Consider the following 16,781-nt stretch of genomic DNA (forward strand, 5'->3'; position numbering starts at 1 on the left):
GATTCTGTTAAGTAAGAACTGGTGCGCCGTGGGGGCCTCAGGCCGCCTCGGCGCTCTCCTTCTCGCGCTTGTCCTGCAGTGCAGCCGCCAGACGGGCGGTCTTCGACAGCGGGGCCTGGAACAGGGCCGCGGCCTTGCTCAGGTTGCCCTTCATCGCGCCGGCCAGCTTGGCCAGCAGCACCTCGCGGGACTCAAGGTCGGCGAGCTTCGTGACCTCGGCCGCGGTGATGGCCTTGCCCTCGAAGACACCGCCCTTGATGACGAGCTTCGGGTTGGCCTTCGCGAAGTCGCGAAGCCCCTTCGCCGCCTCGACGACGTCGCCCGAAACGAAAGTCAGCGCGGTAGGACCGGTGAACAGCTCGTCGAGGCCGGTGATGCCCGCGTCCGTCGCAGCACGCTTGGCCAGCGTGTTCTTCGCGACCGTGTAGCTGGTATCGGCGCCGAGCGAGCGCCGAAGCTGGGTGAGCTGGGAAACCGTCAGACCGCGGTACTCGGTCAGCACGGTGGCGCCCGAGCTGCGGAAGCTCTCGGTCAGCTCAGCGACGGCCGTGGCCTTGTCGGCCCGGATCGGCTTGTCCGCCATGTCCCTCCTCTCTCGTTACTCGAGGCTGGTCCCCGTCTCGGCCGAAGCCGGAACGGAGGCGGAGGCAGCGCGACAACGAAAAAGCCCCGGCGCAGGGCGCACGGGGCGAGGGCCGGCGGATCGTCATGGTCGGCGGACCATGCTCACTGCCGAGTTACGCTTGCCGCCCTACGCGGGTCGCCCGTTGTCGCGGGACCTTCGACCGTGCCGAAGCACGGTGACCAGCGGTCTCTGGGTGGTTCCTCATCCATGAGAACACGGATGACGGTTGAAGAGTACGCGCACCGGCCAGCGGCGCCAAATCGCGCCCGGTGAGCCACGTCACCCGTACCTGCGCCGGTCAGCCCTCGGCCCGCCGCCGCCACAGGTAGCCGCCGACGACCGCAGCGCTCCAGGCCAGCGCCCACCCGCTCAGCCCCAGCAGGGTCAGCGCGGCGGCGTCGCCGGCGGTGGTGCGAGCGGCCGCCATGATCGGCGGTGCCAGCCAGGGGGCCACCGAGCCGGTCAGGCCGAACACCACCGCGCCGACCCCGCCGAGGGCCAACACCGCGACGCCGTACCCGGCGCCGCCCACCGACGCCCGGCTGGCCAGCGCCCCGAGGGCAACCGCAGCGGGTACGACCAGCAGGTGCGCCCACAATCCCAGCGCGAGCCCGACCGGAATCGACCGGTCCCCCGGGTCGACCGGGCCGGACACCCCGCCGACCAGCCACGGAAAGAGCAGCGCGACGGCCACCGTCACCAGCGCCGCCCCCGCGGCGGCGAGCAGCCCGGCCAACCGCTCCCGGGCCACCCCGACCGTCACCTGCGCCAGCCGGCGCTGCACGTCCGGCTCGACGTCCAACAGGATCTTGGTCTGCCAGGCGAGCACCGGGAAGAGCACCACCGCGGAGACCCCGTACGCCTCCGCCGGCTGGGCGCGGCCACCGCCGTAGAGGGTGCCGAGCGTGATCAGGCCGGCGAGCAACGGTGCCAACGCCCGGCCGGTTCGCAGGAAACCGGCCAACCGCATCCGGACCAGGGCGCTCACCGGGTCTCCCCCGCTGCCGGCTCGACCACCGCGTCGGCGGCCTCCGGCTGGTCCGCTACCAGCTCCCCGGCGACCCCGAGCGACGGCTCGGCGGGTCGGGCGGCACCGGCCGACCGGATCGGCTCGGCGGGTCGGGCCTGGGGTGCGGCGGTGGAGGCGTCGGAGCGTACCCGCAGCACCTGGTGGCCCTCGGCGCGCAACCGGGCGACGGTGCCGGCGACCCGCGCGGCCGGCACCGCGACCTCGACCACCGCGATCGTCTCGTCCGTCGACGACGTCTCCTCGGAGAGCGAACCGTCGGCCACCAACCAGCGGCGCGCGGCCGGTAGCCGGACCGTCTCGCCGCGGTGGTCACTGACCAGGACGGAGCCGTCGGCGGCGAGCACCTCGGCGATCAGCTCGGGCACCAACTCACGGGTGGCGGCGTCCAGCCCCTCCCACGGCTCGTCGAGCACCAGCAGGCCCGGCGGGCGCAGCATCGCCTGGGCGAGGCCGACCTTCTGCGCGGTGCCCTTGGACAGCTCCGGCAACCGGACCGAGCGGAAGCCGGACAGCCCGAGCCGGTCCGTCCAGAAGGTCACCGCCTCGTCGGCCGCAGCCCTGCCCAGCCCCGCCACCCGGGCCATCCCGGTCAGATAGCGGGTCACCGTGAACGGTTGGTCGGCGGGGAAACGCTCCGGCACCCAGCCCACCCGCGCCGGCCGGTCGGTGACCCGGCCCCGGCCCGGCCGGAGGACCCCTGCGGCCACCTGAAGCAGAGTCGACTTGCCCACCCCGTTGCGACCCAGCACGATCGCGGCCTCGCCGGGACCGATCCGCACGTCGATGCCCTGCAGCACCCACGGCCTCCGCCGGTGGTACCGCAACCAGACGTTCTCCAGCCGCATGACGTCGAGCCTGCCACACCTCGAACGCGCCGGGGCGCCGCCACGGTCGTGGCGGCGCCCCGGCGGAGCGAACTGTCGGCTCAGGCGTCGGCCTGGTCCTCCCGAAGGTTCTTCACCAGGTTCGGGTCGACCGGGACGCCCGGGCCCATCGTGGTGGTCAGGATGACCTTGCGGAGGTACTTGCCCTTGGCCGCGGACGGCTTGGCACGCAGCACCTCGTCGAGCACCGCAGCGTAGTTGTCCACCAGCTGGGTCTCCGTGAAGGAGGCCTTGCCGATGATCAGGTGCAGGTTGGAGTGCTTGTCCACCCGGAAGGTGATCTTGCCGCCCTTGATGTCCGACACCGCCTTGGTGACGTCCATGGTCACCGTGCCGGTCTTCGGGTTCGGCATGAGACCGCGCGGGCCCAGGATCCGCGCGATCCGGCCGATCTTGGCCATCTGGTCCGGCGTGGCGATCGCCGCGTCGAAGTCGAGCCAACCACCCTGGATGCGGGCGACCAGCTCATCGGTGCCCACCTCGTCCGCACCCGCGGCGGCGGCCTCTTCGGCCTTCGCGCCGCTGGCGAACACGATCACGCGGGCGGTCTTACCGGTGCCGTGCGGCAGGTTGACCACACCGCGGACCATCTGGTCCGCCTTGCGGGGGTCGACGCCGAGGCGCATGGCGACCTCGACCGTGGCGTCGAACTTGACGTTGGTGGTCTCCTTGGCCAGCTTCACGGCCTCGGTGGGGGTGTAGAGCTTCGACCGGTCGATGACATCGGCGGCCTTGCGGTAGCTCTTGCTGCGCTGCATTGCTGATTACTCCTGTGGTCTCTGGCGGGCTCGCTCGGCGCGAGCCCTCCCACGGTCGGGTCGAAGGCCGGGGCCGACGTCAGTCGTTGACGGTGATGCCCATCGACCGGGCGGTGCCGGCGATGATCTTCTCGGCCTGGGCGATGTCGTTGGCGTTGAGGTCGGCCATCTTCTTCTCGGCGATCTCACGCAGCTGGGCGCGGCTGACCGAGCCGACCTTCTCGGACTGCGGAACACCCGAGCCCTTCTGCACACCGGCAGCCTTGATCAGCAGCCGGGCAGCGGGCGGGGTCTTCAGCACGAACGTGAAGGACCGGTCCTCGAACACGCTGATCTCGGCGGGGACGATGTCGCCCCGCTGAGACTCGGTCTGCGCGTTGTAGGACTTGCAGAACTCCATGATGTTCACGCCGTGCTGGCCCAGCGCGGGGCCGACCGGCGGCGCCGGCGTGGCCTGGCCCGCCGGCAACTGAAGCGTGAACGTCTTGACGAGCTTCTTCTTCGGAGGCATGTCACTTCCTGGGGCTTGGAGCTGGGAAAATGCGGCTGTCGCCGCCCTCGGGCGCGCACGGTCAGCGCGGTGCGACAGCGGCGACATTCAAGAGTAGCGCAGGCCGCAGCCCACTCGTCCGCCGAGGTCGAGCGAGAGCGCGTACGCCGACGTCGGCGGCGGGCCGGGCCCGCCGCCGACGACCAATCAGATCTTGGCGACCTGGTTGAAGTTGAGCTCCACCGGAGTCTCGCGACCGAAGATCGACACCAGCACCTTGAGCTTCTGCTGGTCGGCGTTGATCTCGCTGATCGTGGCCGGCAGCGACGCGAACGCGCCGTCGGTGACAGTGACGGAGTCGCCCACCTCGAAGTCGAGGACCTTGATCTCCGGCTTCGACTTCTTCTGCTCGGTCTCGACGGCCGGTGCCAGCCACTTCAGCACCTCGTCGAGCGAGAGCGGAGCGGGCCGGTCGGCCCGGTCGGTCGCGCCGACGAAGCCGGTCACGCCCGGGGTGTTCCGGACACAGGAGTAGGACTCGGCGGTCAGCTCCATCCGGACCAGGATGTAGCCCGGGAAGACCTTGGCCTGGATCTGCGAACGCTTACCGTTCTTGACCTCGACCTCTTCCCGGGTCGGCACCTCGACCTGGTAGATGAAGTCCTCCATGTCGAGGCTCGTGATCCGGGTCTCGAGGTTGGTCTTGACCTTGTTCTCGTAGCCGGCGTACGAGTGCACCACGTACCAGTCACCCGGCGCGTAGCGCAGCTTCTGCCTCAGCTCCGCGACAGGGTCGTAGTCCTCGTCCGGTGCGGGCTCGGTCGTTGGGAACTCCGGCTCGCTGGCGGCCTCAACCGACTCGTCACCAGCCGCCGTCGCGACCGTGGACTGCTCGTCCACCGGTCCGGCGGTCTCGTCGTACTCAGGCACGCTCGCTCACTTCCGTCACTATGGCTGGAGGCAGCCGGTCAGTCCGAGTTGCCAAAGACAAACAACACGACCTTGGCGAAGCCGAAGTCCAGCACACCCACGATCGTCAGCATCACCGCGACGAACGCCACCACCACGGCGGTGTAGGTCAGCAACTCCTTGCGGGTCGGCCAGATGACCTTACGCAGTTCGGCTACGACCTCGCGGAAGAACCGGGCGATGCGGCCGAAGACGCCCACCCGACCCGTTTCCGACCGCGTGGTCGGTCGGCTGTCCGCCGACTCCGCCCGGGCGCGGGACCGCGTGGCGGTGCCTCCCCGGGAAACCGGCTCGTCCGCGCCGGAGGCGTCGTCGTCGGCCACGTCGTCGACGATCTCGTCGTCCAGACGATCGTCGCCGTCGTCGTCGCGCCGCTTGTTGTCGGCCACTTCGCCCTCCGTCGCGGAATCTGGGGTCGCACGCCGAGCGGCGTACGCGGCGCTGGTCACGCCGGCCGGACCCAACCGTCCCGCGACGGGCCGCGGCCGGTGGATCACCCGGAGGGCCCGACTGCCTCGGACCACCCCGCCGATTCCACCACCACGGGCCGGACGCCGCCAAGCTGGCGGCGCGACCCACGGGAACGGTCAGGCCTGAGGCGCAGGGGTGACAGGACTTGAACCTGCAGCCTGCGGTTTTGGAGACCGCTGCTCTGCCAATTGAGCTACACCCCTATGTGGCAACACTCGCCCCACGCGGCCACAGACGACCGAGCAGGGGTCACTTGCCCCACGGCGGACCAGTGTACGGGTAGCCGCCCGACTTTCCCAACCGGTCTCTCCGCCACGCGTGGCGGGCTCGGTTCAGCGCGCCGTCCGGATGGTTGCCCGCGCCTGGGACAGCACCTTCTCGCCCAGACAGGTGGCGGTCACCTCGAGTCGGGTGAGACCGTCCTCGGTCACCTCACGGACCCGCGCGGTGACCTCGATCTCGGTCCCCTGGTCGTCGTCGGGGACCACCACCGGCCGGGTGAAACGCACGCCGTACTCGACCACCGCGTCCGGCGACCCGGCCCACTCGGTGACCGCCCGACCGACCAACGCCATGGTGAACATGCCGTGGGCGATCACCCCGGGCAGACCCACCTTGGTGGCCACCCGGTCGCTCCAGTGGATCGGGTTGAAGTCGCCTGAGGCGCCGGCGTAGCGGACCAGGTCCGCACGGGTCACCTGAAACGTCTGTGCTGGCAACTCCATCTCACGCCTCCCCGCGAATGACGTACCTGGCCCAGACCGCGACCACGGGTTCCCCGCCGACGGTGCTCACGTCGGTGCGCGTGGTCAGGAAGCCGTGCCCACCCCTGGTGCTGACGTCCTCGATGGTGTTGGTGCAGACCAGCTCGTCGCCGGCGACCACCGGCCGGGTGTACGCGAACCGCTGGTCGCCGTGCACCAGGCGGCTGTAGTCGACACCCAGGGCCGGGTCCTCGATGATCTGGCTGCTCGCGGCCATCGTCACGATCACCGGAAAGGTCGGCGGGGCCACCACGTCGGGGTGGCCCAGCGCCCGCGCGGCCTCCGGGTCGTGATGGGCCGGATCGGTGGCGCCGATGGCGCTGGCGAACTCGCGGATCTTTTCTCGGCCCACCTGATAGGGGGCGGTCGGCGGATACGTCCGGCCGACAAAGGAAGGGTCCAGAGGCATGCCGCGAACCTACACGGAAAGCCCAATCGCCGACCTGATCGGTAGGCGGCGGCGGAGCCGCGCCAAACCGGTCAGATCGGCGATTGAAAAGCTTCGACAGCGGCCGGCTGAAGCCGCCAGCGGTCAGCGGGTCTCGCGGTGGACCGTGTGCCGACCGTCACGCGGGCAGAACTTCTTCAGCTCGATGCGGTCGGGGTCGTTGCGCCGGTTTTTGCGCGTGATGTAGTTGCGCTCCTTGCACTCCACACACGCCAAAGTGATCTTCGGCCGGACATCGGTAGCCTTCGCCACGGCGGAGTGCCTTCCTCGCTAACGGAAACAACTACGACGCGCCAGCCTAGACGCTGACAGCGCGGACATGCAAAGTGGGCGCCAGAAGCGCCCATTTTCTTACGACCACCGGCAACGAGCCCGGAAGACGAGAGTAGCGGTGGCCGGACTTGAACCGGCGACACAGCGATTATGAGCCGCTTGCTCTACCATCTGAGCTACACCGCTGCGATGGGTCCAGCTGAACCCTCGAGCCCCCTTACGGAATCGAACCGTAGACCTTCTCCTTACCATGGAGACGCTCTGCCGACTGAGCTAAGGGGGCCTGCGCGATCTCCCCGTGGGGCGCGCAGGAGTAAGAGTACACGGCCCGGCTCGACAGGTGAAATCGGATCCCCGGTGATCGTCCGCGCCCTGCTCAGGGCACGACACGAAGGCGCGGCAGCTCTCCGCTGGAGATCGTCTCCGGGTCCACCTGGGCACCGAACCAGGCGGCCAACCGCTCGTACGGCAGCGGCCGGCTGAACAGGAAGCCCTGCCCGATCTCGCAGCCGATGTCCTGCAGAAGCTCGAGAGTCAGCTCGCTCTCCACACCCTCGGCCACCACTGCCAACCCGAACTGCTGGGAGAGGGTCACCACCGCGTTGACGATCGCCAGGTCCCCCGGATCGGTCGCCATGCCCTGCACGAAGGAACGGTCCACCTTCACCTCGTGCACCGGCAGCCGGCGCAGGTGTGCCAGGGAGGAGTCGCCGGTGCCGAAGTCGTCCACCGACAGCCGTACGCCGAGATCCCGCAGCCGTTGCAGGGTGGGGATGGGCCGGTCCGTGCCGTCCAGCACCCCCGACTCGGTGATCTCCAGGGTGAGGCGCTGCGCCGGCACCCCGTACTCGGTCAGCAGCTCCTGCACCCGATCCGGGAAGTGTTGGTCGGTGAGCGTCCGGGCGGCCAGGTTCACCGCGATGGGCAACGGCTGGTTGGCCTCGGCCCAGTCGCGGCTGCGGCGCAGCCCCTCCCGGAGCACCACCTCGGTGAGCCGACTCAACTGGCCGGTGTGCTCGGCCACCGCCACGAAGTCCTCGGGTGCGACGGTGCCGTGCGTCGGATGCTCCCAGCGGGCCAGGCACTCGACGCCGACCAGGCGACGGTCCCGCAATGTCACCTTGGGCTGGAAGTAGACCTCCAGCTCTCCCTGATCCAGCGCCTGGTGCAGGTCGCCGGCGAGACCCAGCCGGCGCAGCGACCGAGACTCCAGGCCCGGGCTGAACAACTGCACGCTGCCCGGCACCGACTTGGCCGCCGTGGTGGCCAGGTCGACCCGCAGCAGCAAGGTGGCCGCATCGCTGCCATGATCCGGGTGTACGGCCACCCCGACAGCGGTGTCCACATTCAGAGTGAGCGCGTCGAAGACCATCTCGTCGCGGATCTGTTCGCGCAGTTGAGCGGCCAACTCGAGCGCTGCCTCGGCGCTCTCCAACCGCAGCGTCACCAGGAACTCGTCCCCGCCGGCCCGGCCGACCAGAGCCGACGACGGCGCGCTGGCCCGCAACCGGTTGGCGACCTCGGTGAGGACCTTGTCCCCGGCTGCGTGACCGAGGGACTCGTTGACCTGGCGCAGACCGTCGACGTCGAAGAGCAGCAGCGCCACCACCTCGCCGGGCAGACGAATCTTGACCGACTCGTCCAGTGCGCCGGTGATCCGCCGACGATTGGGCAGCTTGGTCAGCGCGTCGTGGTACGCGTCGTGCCGCAACCGCTCCACCAACCGGGAGTTTTCCAACGCCACCGCCGCGTGCGCGGCCACCGTCTCGAAGACCGAGATGTCGCGCTGGGTGAAGTACAGCGGGTCGGCGAGCCGATTGGTGACCTCGAGAGTCCCGATCACCACCCCGCCCGACCGGAGGGGAACAACAACGGTGTCCTTGACCCCCCTCTCGGCGAGGCTGGCCCGGAACTGGGGATCGCTCGTCACTCCACGGCCGACCGTCACGGGGCGGGCCGTTTCCAGCACCTTCTCCCGCAACGCCGACGGGGTCAGGGACAGGTCCAGCAGACCAGAATCCTCGACCCTCGCGGTGAGCAGAATCTCGGGATGCCGCCCCTGCGCCGGCAGCCAGAGGGTGGCGTACTCGGCCTGCATCAACGCGCGCACCCGACCGAGGAGGGCGTCGACAAGGGTTCCGTCCTGTCCGCTGGCCGCCACCGCCCTGCTCAACTCGTACATGTCGGTCAGCGTGCGGTGCTGGCGGAAGAACTGGGTGTACGAGCGGTAGACCAGCGCGAGGCCGGCCGCCAACGCGGCCAGCGGCACCAGCGACCACCAAGACTCCCGGATCAGGATCAGGACGATCAGGCCGGCGGCCACGTTGATACCCGCGGTCAGGAGCAGCGACGGCACTGCGCGAAGCGTCTCCCGACCGGCCTGCCAGCCCTGCAGGAGGGTGTGTACCGAAGCGACGCCGGTAAGGCTGACCAGGATCACCACACTGATCGCGCAACACAGACTCACCCAGGTCGCCGGGCCGACACCCGACCTCGGCGGCAACGCCTGGAGAACCAGTGTGGCGAGCGACGTCCCGGCGGCCGCGCGCGCGACGTTGAACCAGACCTTTGGCGCCGTTATCCGATGCCGCAGTTGCGTGACCAGGGACGCGAGCGTGTAGATGACCACGACGGTCAGTGGCGGCAGGAAGTAGAACGCGAGTACGAGCGGCAGCTCGGTAAGCGTCATGGCCACCGACTGCCGGCGGACGACCAGCACCAGCAACGGAAGGCCCGCGGCGATCATCGCCACGAGAAGAAGCGCGGCCCAGTGCCAGTCACCGAACGACTGATCGGCGACCAGACCTGTGAGGATCACGCAGGTAACAGCGAGAAGGATCAGCGGAGCGGTGATGATCCAGGCGTCTTCCGAGGACCTACGCCTCAACTGGTCCCGCGCGATCATCCCGCTCCCTGCCTGCGTGGCGTGTCCTTGAAAGCCGGCGACCCGTCAGACAGGGGCCGTCAGACCCAAATGATGTCGCCCAGGTTCAGGTCGGCGGGGACACCGTGGTTACCGATGACCATGGTGGCGACGGCAGCGAGGATGAGGAGCGAGCCATACAGCCGGCCCAACCTACGACCAGACATAAGATTGCTCCTGTCGGAAGGTCTCGTGGGGGTGGTGGAGGTTCCACGATCGTGCCACAGTGCGGGCAGCCAGAGAAGTGGTGGTCGCCCGACTAGCCCCACCGTCTGTTACTTCCCGCCGTTCGGCCTACCGCCCTCGCCGTACCGGGCCAGATCACGAGCTTGCGGGGCAGTTCACCGCTTCACGCAGCGTCGAATACGACCTTCAACACAATTCGGGTCCAGTTGTAAACACTCGCCACGCCTGCTCCGACAATCACCCTCAGTAATATTCATACAGCGCGCGCCCCACGTACGCCTCGGCTCGGCCATCGACCACCATACCGGCTCCGCGCCATCCCGGCAGCACTTCGTCGGGTTCATTTCAGATGGACGACGACCGGCGCGAAGTCAGACTACGAGCATCGTAAGCGCAGCTCAACTTGCCCACGGCATCGAAGGTGGCGGATTGCGTCCCTTTCGAGCCGCGACGAGGCAAGCCCTGACCTGGCGCTGCGGGCCCGGCCTCAGAATCGACGCCACCTTCAGGCTGCCCTCCACCCTTCGGTCTCGCATCGGCTGGACTGAGCCAGAATCGGCTAGATCAACGACAATGGCCCCCGATCAGCATCTCTGCTGGTCAGGGGCCGTGTCTGCACCTGGTGGCGGGTAGAGGATTCGAACCTCTGAAGCTTTCGCGACGGATTTACAGTCCGCTCCCATTGGCCGCTCGGGCAACCCGCCAGGGCACCCCACCGCGTCGCAACGCGGCGGCGGAAGCAAGAATAGCGGCTCCCCCCGGTGCCGATGCAACCGGGTACGGTCAGGGGGTCGTGCCGCTGGTCGGCGGCCGACGGCAGGCCCAGACCGCCGGACAGCAGGAGCAGAAACATGGCAGCGAACCCGTCGTTCGACATCGTGAGCAAGGTTGACCGCCAGGAGGTCGACAACGCCCTTCGTCAGGCGGAGAAGGAGCTTGCGACGCGGTTCGACTTCCGCGGCACCGGCGCTGAGATCTCCTGGTCCGGCGAGGAGGCGATCGGCCTTCAGGCGGAGACCGAGGAGCGCGTTCGCGCCGCACTGGACGTGTTCAAGGAGAAGCTCGTCAAGCGGAACATCTCGCTGAAGTCGCTGGATGCTGGGGAGCCGCGCCCGTCGGGCAAGATCTTCAAGATCGACTGCAAGGTGATCCAGGGCATCGAGACGGACAAGGCCAAGGCCATCAGCAAGAAGATCCGCGACGAGGGCCCCAAGGGCGTGCAGGCGCAGATCCAGGGTGACCAGCTGCGCGTCACCGGCAAGAAGCGCGACGACCTTCAGGCCGTCATCTCGCTGCTCAAGGGCGAGGACTTCGGCGTCGCCCTCCAGTTCAACAACTACCGCTGAGGGTCACCCACCTCGGCCCCACCAGCGGTCCGGTCTCGGTTTAGATCGACTCGGGTTTCTGAAAGTCGGGGCATCCGGGCGACTGGGATACCGCGACTTTCAGGAACCCGAGTCGATCAAGGACGAGGCGACCGGCCTGCGCGGTCAGACGGTGACGGGGTGTTCGGTGCGTACCGCAGTGGTTTCCGCTCGGGCGATGGGCCCGGCGGGCAGTGCGGCGACCGCGGCCCCGACGGCGACCGCCGCCCCGGCGAACAGGAACGCCCAGCGGACGCCGCCGGCGTGATCCACGATCACGCCGGCCACCGAGCCGCCAGCGGCGCTCGCCGCCACCGCGACGGTGACCACCCAGGTGTACGCCTCGTTCAACATGCCGGTCGGGGCGATCCGGCCGACCAGGGTGTTCTCCAGGGTCAGCGCGGGCGCGATGGTGGCCCCGCCGGCGACCAGCGCGACACCCAGCGCGAGTGGGGTGGGCATCACCGCGAACACGGCGAAGGTGGCGGCCAGCGCGGCGAGCAGCAGGGCGAACTGCCGGGTCATGTTCGGTGCCGGCTTGCGGACGCCGAACCAGAGCCCACCGATGGCACTGCCGACCCCCCAGACCGCGAGCAGCACTCCGGCGAGGCTCTCCGGGTCGTCGGTGGTGTGGTCGCTCGCGAACGCCGGCACGATCACTCCGGCGGCTCCGAAGGCGATGCCCAGACCGGCCACGCAGATCAGCAGGGCCGGGAAGCCGGGGACCCGCAGTGGGCCGAGCCCGCGGGCGTGGTGTTCCTGCGGGTGCGGACGCCAGCCGCGCATTACCCGGCCGAGGGCCACGGCGGTCGTGCCGACCAGGGTGACCACGGCCGCACCGATCAGCGCGGCCGCCGCGTCGGCGACGAGTACGAAGCCGGCGACGAGCAGTGGGCCGAGGACGAAGACGATTTCGAACAGCGTGGTCTCGGCGGCCAAGGCGGTGTTGCGGAGGTGGTACCGGCCGGAGTTGGGGCCGGTCAGGTCGTTCCAGGCGCCTCGGATGGCGGCGGTGAGCGGCGGGTAGGTGGCGCCGGCGACGCCTGCGGCGAGGTAGATAGCGGGGAGAGCGTCGTCGCCGGAGCGGCTGGCCAGCAGCAACCCGATGAGCGCCAGCGGGTGGGCCACTGCGGTGAGCAGCAGGACGGGGCTGGGGCCGACCCGGTCGGCGATCCGTCCGGCAACCGGGCTGAGCGCGGCACCGGCGAGGGCGTAGATGCCGCCGGCGATGGCGGCCAGCGAGTAGCGCCCGGTCACCTGCTCGACCACGAGGAGCAGCGCCAGCGGGGTCATGCCGATTCCGAGCCGCCCGATGATGCCGGTGATCAGCAGCATGGGCGCGCCGGGGATCCGCCAGACACCCAGGTACTGACGCAGCGCGGTCACCGTGAACCTCCCGAGGGTGTAATGAGCGTGAGCCGTTATGACCCTAACGCCGCCGCCTGACACGAAGACAGCGGAATAGGTCTTCGACACAGCGATCCGCCCGCACCCGGCGCGGCCGGGTGCGGGCGGAGGCGGTGGATCAGCGGATCAGCGTTGGAACTGCACCGGCCCCGAGTTGCGTGCCATCTGCTCCAGCCGGGCGACGCGGTCCTCCATCTTCGGGTGGGTGGAGAAGAGCGCGGCCATGCCGCCGCCCCGGAACGGGTTGGCGATCATGAGGTGGGCGGTGCTGGTGAGCTGGCCCTGGGCCGGCAACGGCCGACGTCGGGCCCCCGCGTCGATCTTGCGGAGCGCGCTGGCCAGGGCCAGTGGGTCGCGGCTCAGCTCGGCGCCGGAGGCGTCCGCCTGGAACTCGCGGCTCCGGCTGATCGCCAACTGAATCACCGTGGCCGCGATCGGGCCCAGGATCAGGGTGAGCAGCAGCACAGCCGGGTTGGGTCGGTCCTCGTCGTCCCCGCCGCCCAGCGGGATGAAGAAGGCGAGGTTCGCCAGCAGGGTGATGATGCTGGCCAGGCCGGCCGCCACGCTGGAGATCAGGATGTCCCGGTTGTAGACGTGGGACAGCTCGTGCCCGATCACGCCACGCAGCTCGCGGTAGTCGAGGATCTCGGTGATGCCCTGGGTCACGCAGACGGCCGCGTGCTGCGGGTTGCGACCGGTGGCGAACGCGTTGGGCTGCGCGGTGGGGCTGACGTAGAGCCGCGGCATCGGCTGCTGGGCATCGGTGGCCAGCTCCCGGACCATCCGGTACAGCTCGGGGAACTGCGCCTCGGTGACCGGTTGCGCCCCCATCGAGCGCAGTGCGAGCTTGTCGGAGTAGAAGTAGGTGACGCCGTTCATGACCAGAGACACGAGGACGGCGATGACCAGGCCGCCGCTGCCGCCGAACCAGTAGCCCACCGCCAGGATCAGGGCGCTGAGCAGGCCAAGCAGCGCTGCGGTCTTCAGACGGTTGTGGTGCACGATGTCTCCTTCGGTGCACGGATCGCCGGGATCCGCTGACCGGTGTAACAACCCGGTACCCGCCAACCATCCGTCTCAACGCTGAGAGTTGACTGAAACCGGGGCCCAGGTGGGGTCAGCGGCCGGCCAGGTCGAGCACCAGTTGCGGGGCGACGCCGAGCACCACGGCGGCCACCGTCGCCACCGCCAGCACCACCGCCACCACACCCACCACGGGCACGCCCGACGCTCCGCCACCGGCGAGCGCCGCGGCCGGGCCGGGCGTCGTGGCCGGCGCCCAGAGCGCGGCGGTCACCCGCAGGTAGTAGGCGAGCCCGATCACGGCGTTCAGCGCCACCACCAGCGCCAGCCAGGCCGCGCCACCGTCCAGCAGCGCCCGGACCACTGTCACCTTCGCGAACAGGCCGGCCAGCCCCGGCGGCAGACCAGCCAGACCCACCAGCGCGAGACCGAACGCCGCAGCTCGCCACGGGTGCCGCCGGGCTGCCCCGCGCAGGTCGTCCAGCGTGCCGCCGTCCGCACCCGCCGGCCGCAGCGCGGTCACACCGGCGAAGGCGGCCAGCTCCAACACCACGAAGAAGACGGCGTACGCCACGGCGGCCGCGTACGCGGCGGATCGTGCCTCGTCCATGCGCCCGGCGGCCAGCGCCAACGCTCCCAGCGGGGCGAGGATGTACCCGGCCTGCGCGACGGACGACCAGGCGAGCAGCCGGACGGTCCGCCGCTGACGCAGGGCGACCAGGTTGCCGACGGTCATGGTGAGCACGGCGAGCAGGGCGAGCACAGGACCGGTCTGGTCCGCCGGCAGCGCCCGCTGCACCACGGCGAGCAGGGCGACCAGGCCGCCCAGCTTCGACGCGGTGGACAGGTACGCGGCCACCGGCAGCGGCGCGCCGTCGTAGGTGGCCGGCGCCCAGGCGTGGAACGGCACCGCCGCCACCTTGAAGGCCAGGCCGACCAGCAGCACCGCCACCGCGGCGGTGGTCAACGGCAGGTTCCGCAGCTCCGGCTGCTCGGCGAGCAACGTGCCGAGCCGGTCCAGGTGCAGCCCACCGGTCACCGCGTACAGCAGCGCCGCACCGAGCAGGGTCAGCGTGGTCGCCACCACGCTGACCACGAAGAAGGTCACCGCCGCCTCGGCGCTCGCGAGACTCCCCCGGCGCAGGCCGACCAGCACGTACAGCGGCAGGGTCAGCGTCTCCAGGGCGACGATCAGCGTGATCAGGTCGCCGGCCGCGCCGAGCACCACGCCGCCGGTCATCGAGCAGGCCAGCAGGAAGGCGTACTCCCCGACCGGTGACCGCCCGGCCCGTAGCGCGGGCACCGACAGCCCGAGCACGCCCAGGGTGAGCAGTGCGACCACCACGCCGACCAGGGCCGCGCGACCGCCGAAGATCCAGGAGCAGTCGGCGCCCACGCAGAACGTCCGCCGCTCCGCACCCGCCCCGACCAGCGCGGAGCCGACGGCGGTGCCGAGCGCGCCGAGCGCGGCCACCGCGATCGTGGCCCGTGGCCGAGCCACGAGCAGATCGGTGATGAGTACGAGTACGGCCGTGCCGGCGGCCAGGTAGGCCGGCAGCAGCGCGACGCTGTCCACGCTCTGCACGACGTTCATCTGAGCCCGCCTTCGTTCGCGACTGCGGGGCTCCGCTTCGCTGCACTCCTCGCGCTCACCGGGAAACCACTCCGATCAGGGCGTCGACGGGGGCCTCGGCGACGCCGAGGACCAGCGTCGGCGCCAACCCGATGGCCAACGCGAGCAGCACCAGCGGCACCCAGGCGGTCAGCTCCGCACCGGCCAGGCCGGGGCCGACCGGACCGACGGCGGGGCTCGGCCGGTTGTGGGTGACCTGGCGCAGCAACCGCAGGAAGTACGCGGCGGTGAGCGCCCCACCGACCGCCGCCAGCACCCCGAGGGTGGTCCAGAGCGGGCCGCCCACCTGCACGGCGGCGATCACCGCGAACGCCTCGCCCCAGAAGCCGGCCAGCCCGGGCAGGCCCAGCGACGCGATCGCCGCGAACGCGAGCAGCCCCGCCAACCGTGGCGCGGTCTCCCGCAGCCCGGACAGCTCGGCGAGGGTGCCCGTGCCGGTACGGTCCTTCACCGCCCCGGCCAGGAAGAACAGCAAGCCGGTGATCACACCGTGCGCGACGTTGCCGATCAACGCCGCCTGGATGCCGGTGGCGGTCAGCGTGGCGACGCCCAGCAGCACGAAGCCCATGTGCCCCACGCTGGAGTACGCGATGAGCCGCTTCACGTCCGACTGGGCCAGGCAGACCAGCGAACCGATCAGGATCGCGGCGACGGCCAGCACGCCGAGCACCGGCGCCGCCCAACGGGCGCCTTCCGGCGCCACCCCCACCGCGACCCGGATCAGGCCGTACGTGCCCATCTTGAGCAGCACACCGGCCAACACCACACTGCCCACAGTGGGTGCCTGGGTGTGCGCGTCGGGCAGCCAGGAGTGCAACGGCCACAGCGGGCTCTTCACCGCGAACGCCAACGCGAGCAGCGTGAACGCGGCCAACTGGGTGCCCCTGGACATCCCCGCGCCACCGGTCAGCGTCACCAGGTCGGCGGTGCCGGCGGCGGCGACCACGACGTACACGCCGACCAGCAGCAGCACCGAGCCGAACAGCGTGTAGAGCGCGAACTTCCGGGCCGCCCGACGCCGGTCCGCGCCACCCCAGCCGGCGATGATCGCGTACATCGGCAGCAGGACGACCTCGAAGAAGAGGAAGAACAACACCAGGTCCAGGGCGAGGAAGGTGCCCAGGATGCCCACCTCGACCACCAACAGCAGCGCGACGAGCGCCCGGCCGCTGCCGCCGTCCGGCACCCGCCACATCGTGTACGCGCAGCAGAGCAACGTGAGCAGCGCGGTCAACACCACGAGCGGCCAGGAGATGCCGTCGACGCCGAGGTGGAAGCGCAACTCCAGACCGGGCACCCAGGGCAGGTCCAGTTCGTGCCACGGGCGCACCGCCGGCGCGTCCGCCGACCAGGCGACCCAGCCCCGACCGCCGAACACCAGCGGCACCGCGGCCAGCAGGGTCAGCGCCGCCGCGACCGTGCCGACCAACCGGGCCGCCCGGTCCCGGGGCGTCGCCGCCACCGCGACCGCACCCAGCGCCGGCACCGCCAGGACGGCGACCAGCAACCCCTGCCCAAACGTCATTGGACCGC

General features: G+C 70.2%; 17 protein-coding genes and 4 tRNA genes. 1 reads left to right on the top strand and 20 read right to left on the bottom strand.

Translation table 11 applies throughout. The features are described 5' to 3' along the window. Positions 1 to 37: 37 nt before the first annotated feature. The 16 genes from rplJ to ACQRWP_RS24825 all read right to left on the bottom strand — a co-directional run bounded on the left by rplJ (position 38) and on the right by ACQRWP_RS24825 (position 10,525). Positions 38 to 583: a 50S ribosomal protein L10 gene (gene rplJ, locus ACQRWP_RS24750; RefSeq protein ID WP_328652105.1), complete on the bottom strand. Its 546-nt coding sequence runs from the start codon at positions 581 to 583 to the stop codon at positions 38 to 40. Positions 584 to 923: 340 nt separating this feature from the next. After that, positions 924 to 1,613 (bottom strand): hypothetical protein, encoded by a 690-nt coding sequence (locus tag ACQRWP_RS24755; RefSeq protein ID WP_430498100.1) that lies wholly within the window; start codon positions 1,611 to 1,613, stop codon positions 924 to 926. After that, positions 1,610 to 2,500, bottom strand: a complete 891-nt coding sequence (locus ACQRWP_RS24760) for an ABC transporter ATP-binding protein (protein WP_430498102.1) — start codon at positions 2,498 to 2,500, stop codon at positions 1,610 to 1,612. The genes ACQRWP_RS24755 and ACQRWP_RS24760 overlap by 4 nt, the downstream gene beginning before the upstream one ends. 80 nt (positions 2,501 to 2,580) lie before the next feature. After that, complete coding sequence (rplA, locus tag ACQRWP_RS24765) at positions 2,581 to 3,297, bottom strand: 50S ribosomal protein L1 (RefSeq protein WP_238667528.1); 717 nt, start codon at positions 3,295 to 3,297, stop codon at positions 2,581 to 2,583. A 79-nt stretch (positions 3,298 to 3,376) separates the two neighbouring features. Further along, positions 3,377 to 3,808 carry a 50S ribosomal protein L11 gene (rplK, locus tag ACQRWP_RS24770; protein ID WP_091402426.1) on the bottom strand — a complete coding sequence of 144 codons (432 nt, stop codon included), beginning with the start codon at positions 3,806 to 3,808 and terminating at the stop codon, positions 3,377 to 3,379. Positions 3,809 to 3,994: 186 nt separating this feature from the next. Further along, a complete protein-coding gene (nusG, locus tag ACQRWP_RS24775) occupies positions 3,995 to 4,717 on the bottom strand; it encodes a transcription termination/antitermination protein NusG (RefSeq protein WP_238667527.1) in 723 nt (240 codons plus the stop codon). A 38-nt stretch (positions 4,718 to 4,755) separates the two neighbouring features. Beyond that, a complete protein-coding gene (secE, locus tag ACQRWP_RS24780; protein ID WP_030329860.1) occupies positions 4,756 to 5,145 on the bottom strand; it encodes a preprotein translocase subunit SecE in 390 nt (129 codons plus the stop codon). Positions 5,146 to 5,357: 212 nt separating this feature from the next. Then, positions 5,358 to 5,430 (bottom strand) — tRNA-Trp (locus tag ACQRWP_RS24785). Between the two features lie 129 nt (positions 5,431 to 5,559). Next, a complete protein-coding gene (locus ACQRWP_RS24790; RefSeq protein WP_091402431.1) occupies positions 5,560 to 5,952 on the bottom strand; it encodes a MaoC family dehydratase in 393 nt (130 codons plus the stop codon). Between the two features lies 1 nt (position 5,953). Next, on the bottom strand, positions 5,954 to 6,400 hold the full coding sequence (locus ACQRWP_RS24795) for a MaoC family dehydratase N-terminal domain-containing protein (RefSeq protein WP_091402433.1): 447 nt from the start codon (positions 6,398 to 6,400) through the stop codon (positions 5,954 to 5,956). Positions 6,401 to 6,523: 123 nt separating this feature from the next. Continuing rightward, positions 6,524 to 6,691, bottom strand: a complete 168-nt coding sequence (gene rpmG / locus ACQRWP_RS24800; protein ID WP_007073056.1) for a 50S ribosomal protein L33 — start codon at positions 6,689 to 6,691, stop codon at positions 6,524 to 6,526. 134 nt (positions 6,692 to 6,825) lie between these two features. Beyond that, positions 6,826 to 6,898 (bottom strand) — tRNA-Met (locus tag ACQRWP_RS24805). A gap of 24 nt (positions 6,899 to 6,922) precedes the next feature. Further along, positions 6,923 to 6,995 (bottom strand) — tRNA-Thr (locus ACQRWP_RS24810). 93 nt (positions 6,996 to 7,088) lie between these two features. After that, complete coding sequence (locus ACQRWP_RS24815; RefSeq protein ID WP_430498106.1) at positions 7,089 to 9,617, bottom strand: putative bifunctional diguanylate cyclase/phosphodiesterase; 2,529 nt, start codon at positions 9,615 to 9,617, stop codon at positions 7,089 to 7,091. Positions 9,618 to 9,676: 59 nt separating this feature from the next. Then, positions 9,677 to 9,802, bottom strand: a complete 126-nt coding sequence (locus ACQRWP_RS24820) for a hypothetical protein (RefSeq protein WP_425781588.1) — start codon at positions 9,800 to 9,802, stop codon at positions 9,677 to 9,679. A 639-nt stretch (positions 9,803 to 10,441) separates the two neighbouring features. Beyond that, positions 10,442 to 10,525 (bottom strand) — tRNA-Tyr (locus tag ACQRWP_RS24825). A 147-nt stretch (positions 10,526 to 10,672) separates the two neighbouring features. Between ACQRWP_RS24825 and ACQRWP_RS24830 the strand changes: the two genes are divergently transcribed. Further along, a complete protein-coding gene (locus ACQRWP_RS24830; protein WP_124774541.1) occupies positions 10,673 to 11,167 on the top strand; it encodes a YajQ family cyclic di-GMP-binding protein in 495 nt (164 codons plus the stop codon). Positions 11,168 to 11,311: 144 nt separating this feature from the next. Here the strand turns inward: ACQRWP_RS24830 and ACQRWP_RS24835 are convergent, their stop codons facing one another. From ACQRWP_RS24835 to ACQRWP_RS24850, 4 genes are all read right to left on the bottom strand, one after another. Further along, the gene (locus ACQRWP_RS24835; RefSeq protein WP_430498109.1) at positions 11,312 to 12,571 is read right to left on the bottom strand and encodes an MFS transporter; all 1,260 of its coding nucleotides are present in this window, start codon (positions 12,569 to 12,571) and stop codon (positions 11,312 to 11,314) included. Positions 12,572 to 12,718: 147 nt separating this feature from the next. Next, on the bottom strand, positions 12,719 to 13,594 hold the full coding sequence (htpX, locus tag ACQRWP_RS24840) for a zinc metalloprotease HtpX (RefSeq protein WP_430498111.1): 876 nt from the start codon (positions 13,592 to 13,594) through the stop codon (positions 12,719 to 12,721). Positions 13,595 to 13,709: 115 nt separating this feature from the next. Beyond that, positions 13,710 to 15,209, bottom strand: a complete 1,500-nt coding sequence (locus ACQRWP_RS24845) for an NADH-quinone oxidoreductase subunit N (RefSeq protein WP_430498113.1) — start codon at positions 15,207 to 15,209, stop codon at positions 13,710 to 13,712. 55 nt (positions 15,210 to 15,264) lie between these two features. Further along, on the bottom strand, positions 15,265 to 16,773 hold the full coding sequence (locus ACQRWP_RS24850) for a complex I subunit 4 family protein (protein WP_430498114.1): 1,509 nt from the start codon (positions 16,771 to 16,773) through the stop codon (positions 15,265 to 15,267). Between the last annotated feature and the right edge of the window lie 8 nt (positions 16,774 to 16,781).

This window comes from Micromonospora trifolii (genome assembly GCF_050516465.1).
In the GTDB taxonomy this organism is placed as follows: Bacteria; Actinomycetota; Actinomycetes; order Mycobacteriales; family Micromonosporaceae; genus Micromonospora; species Micromonospora trifolii.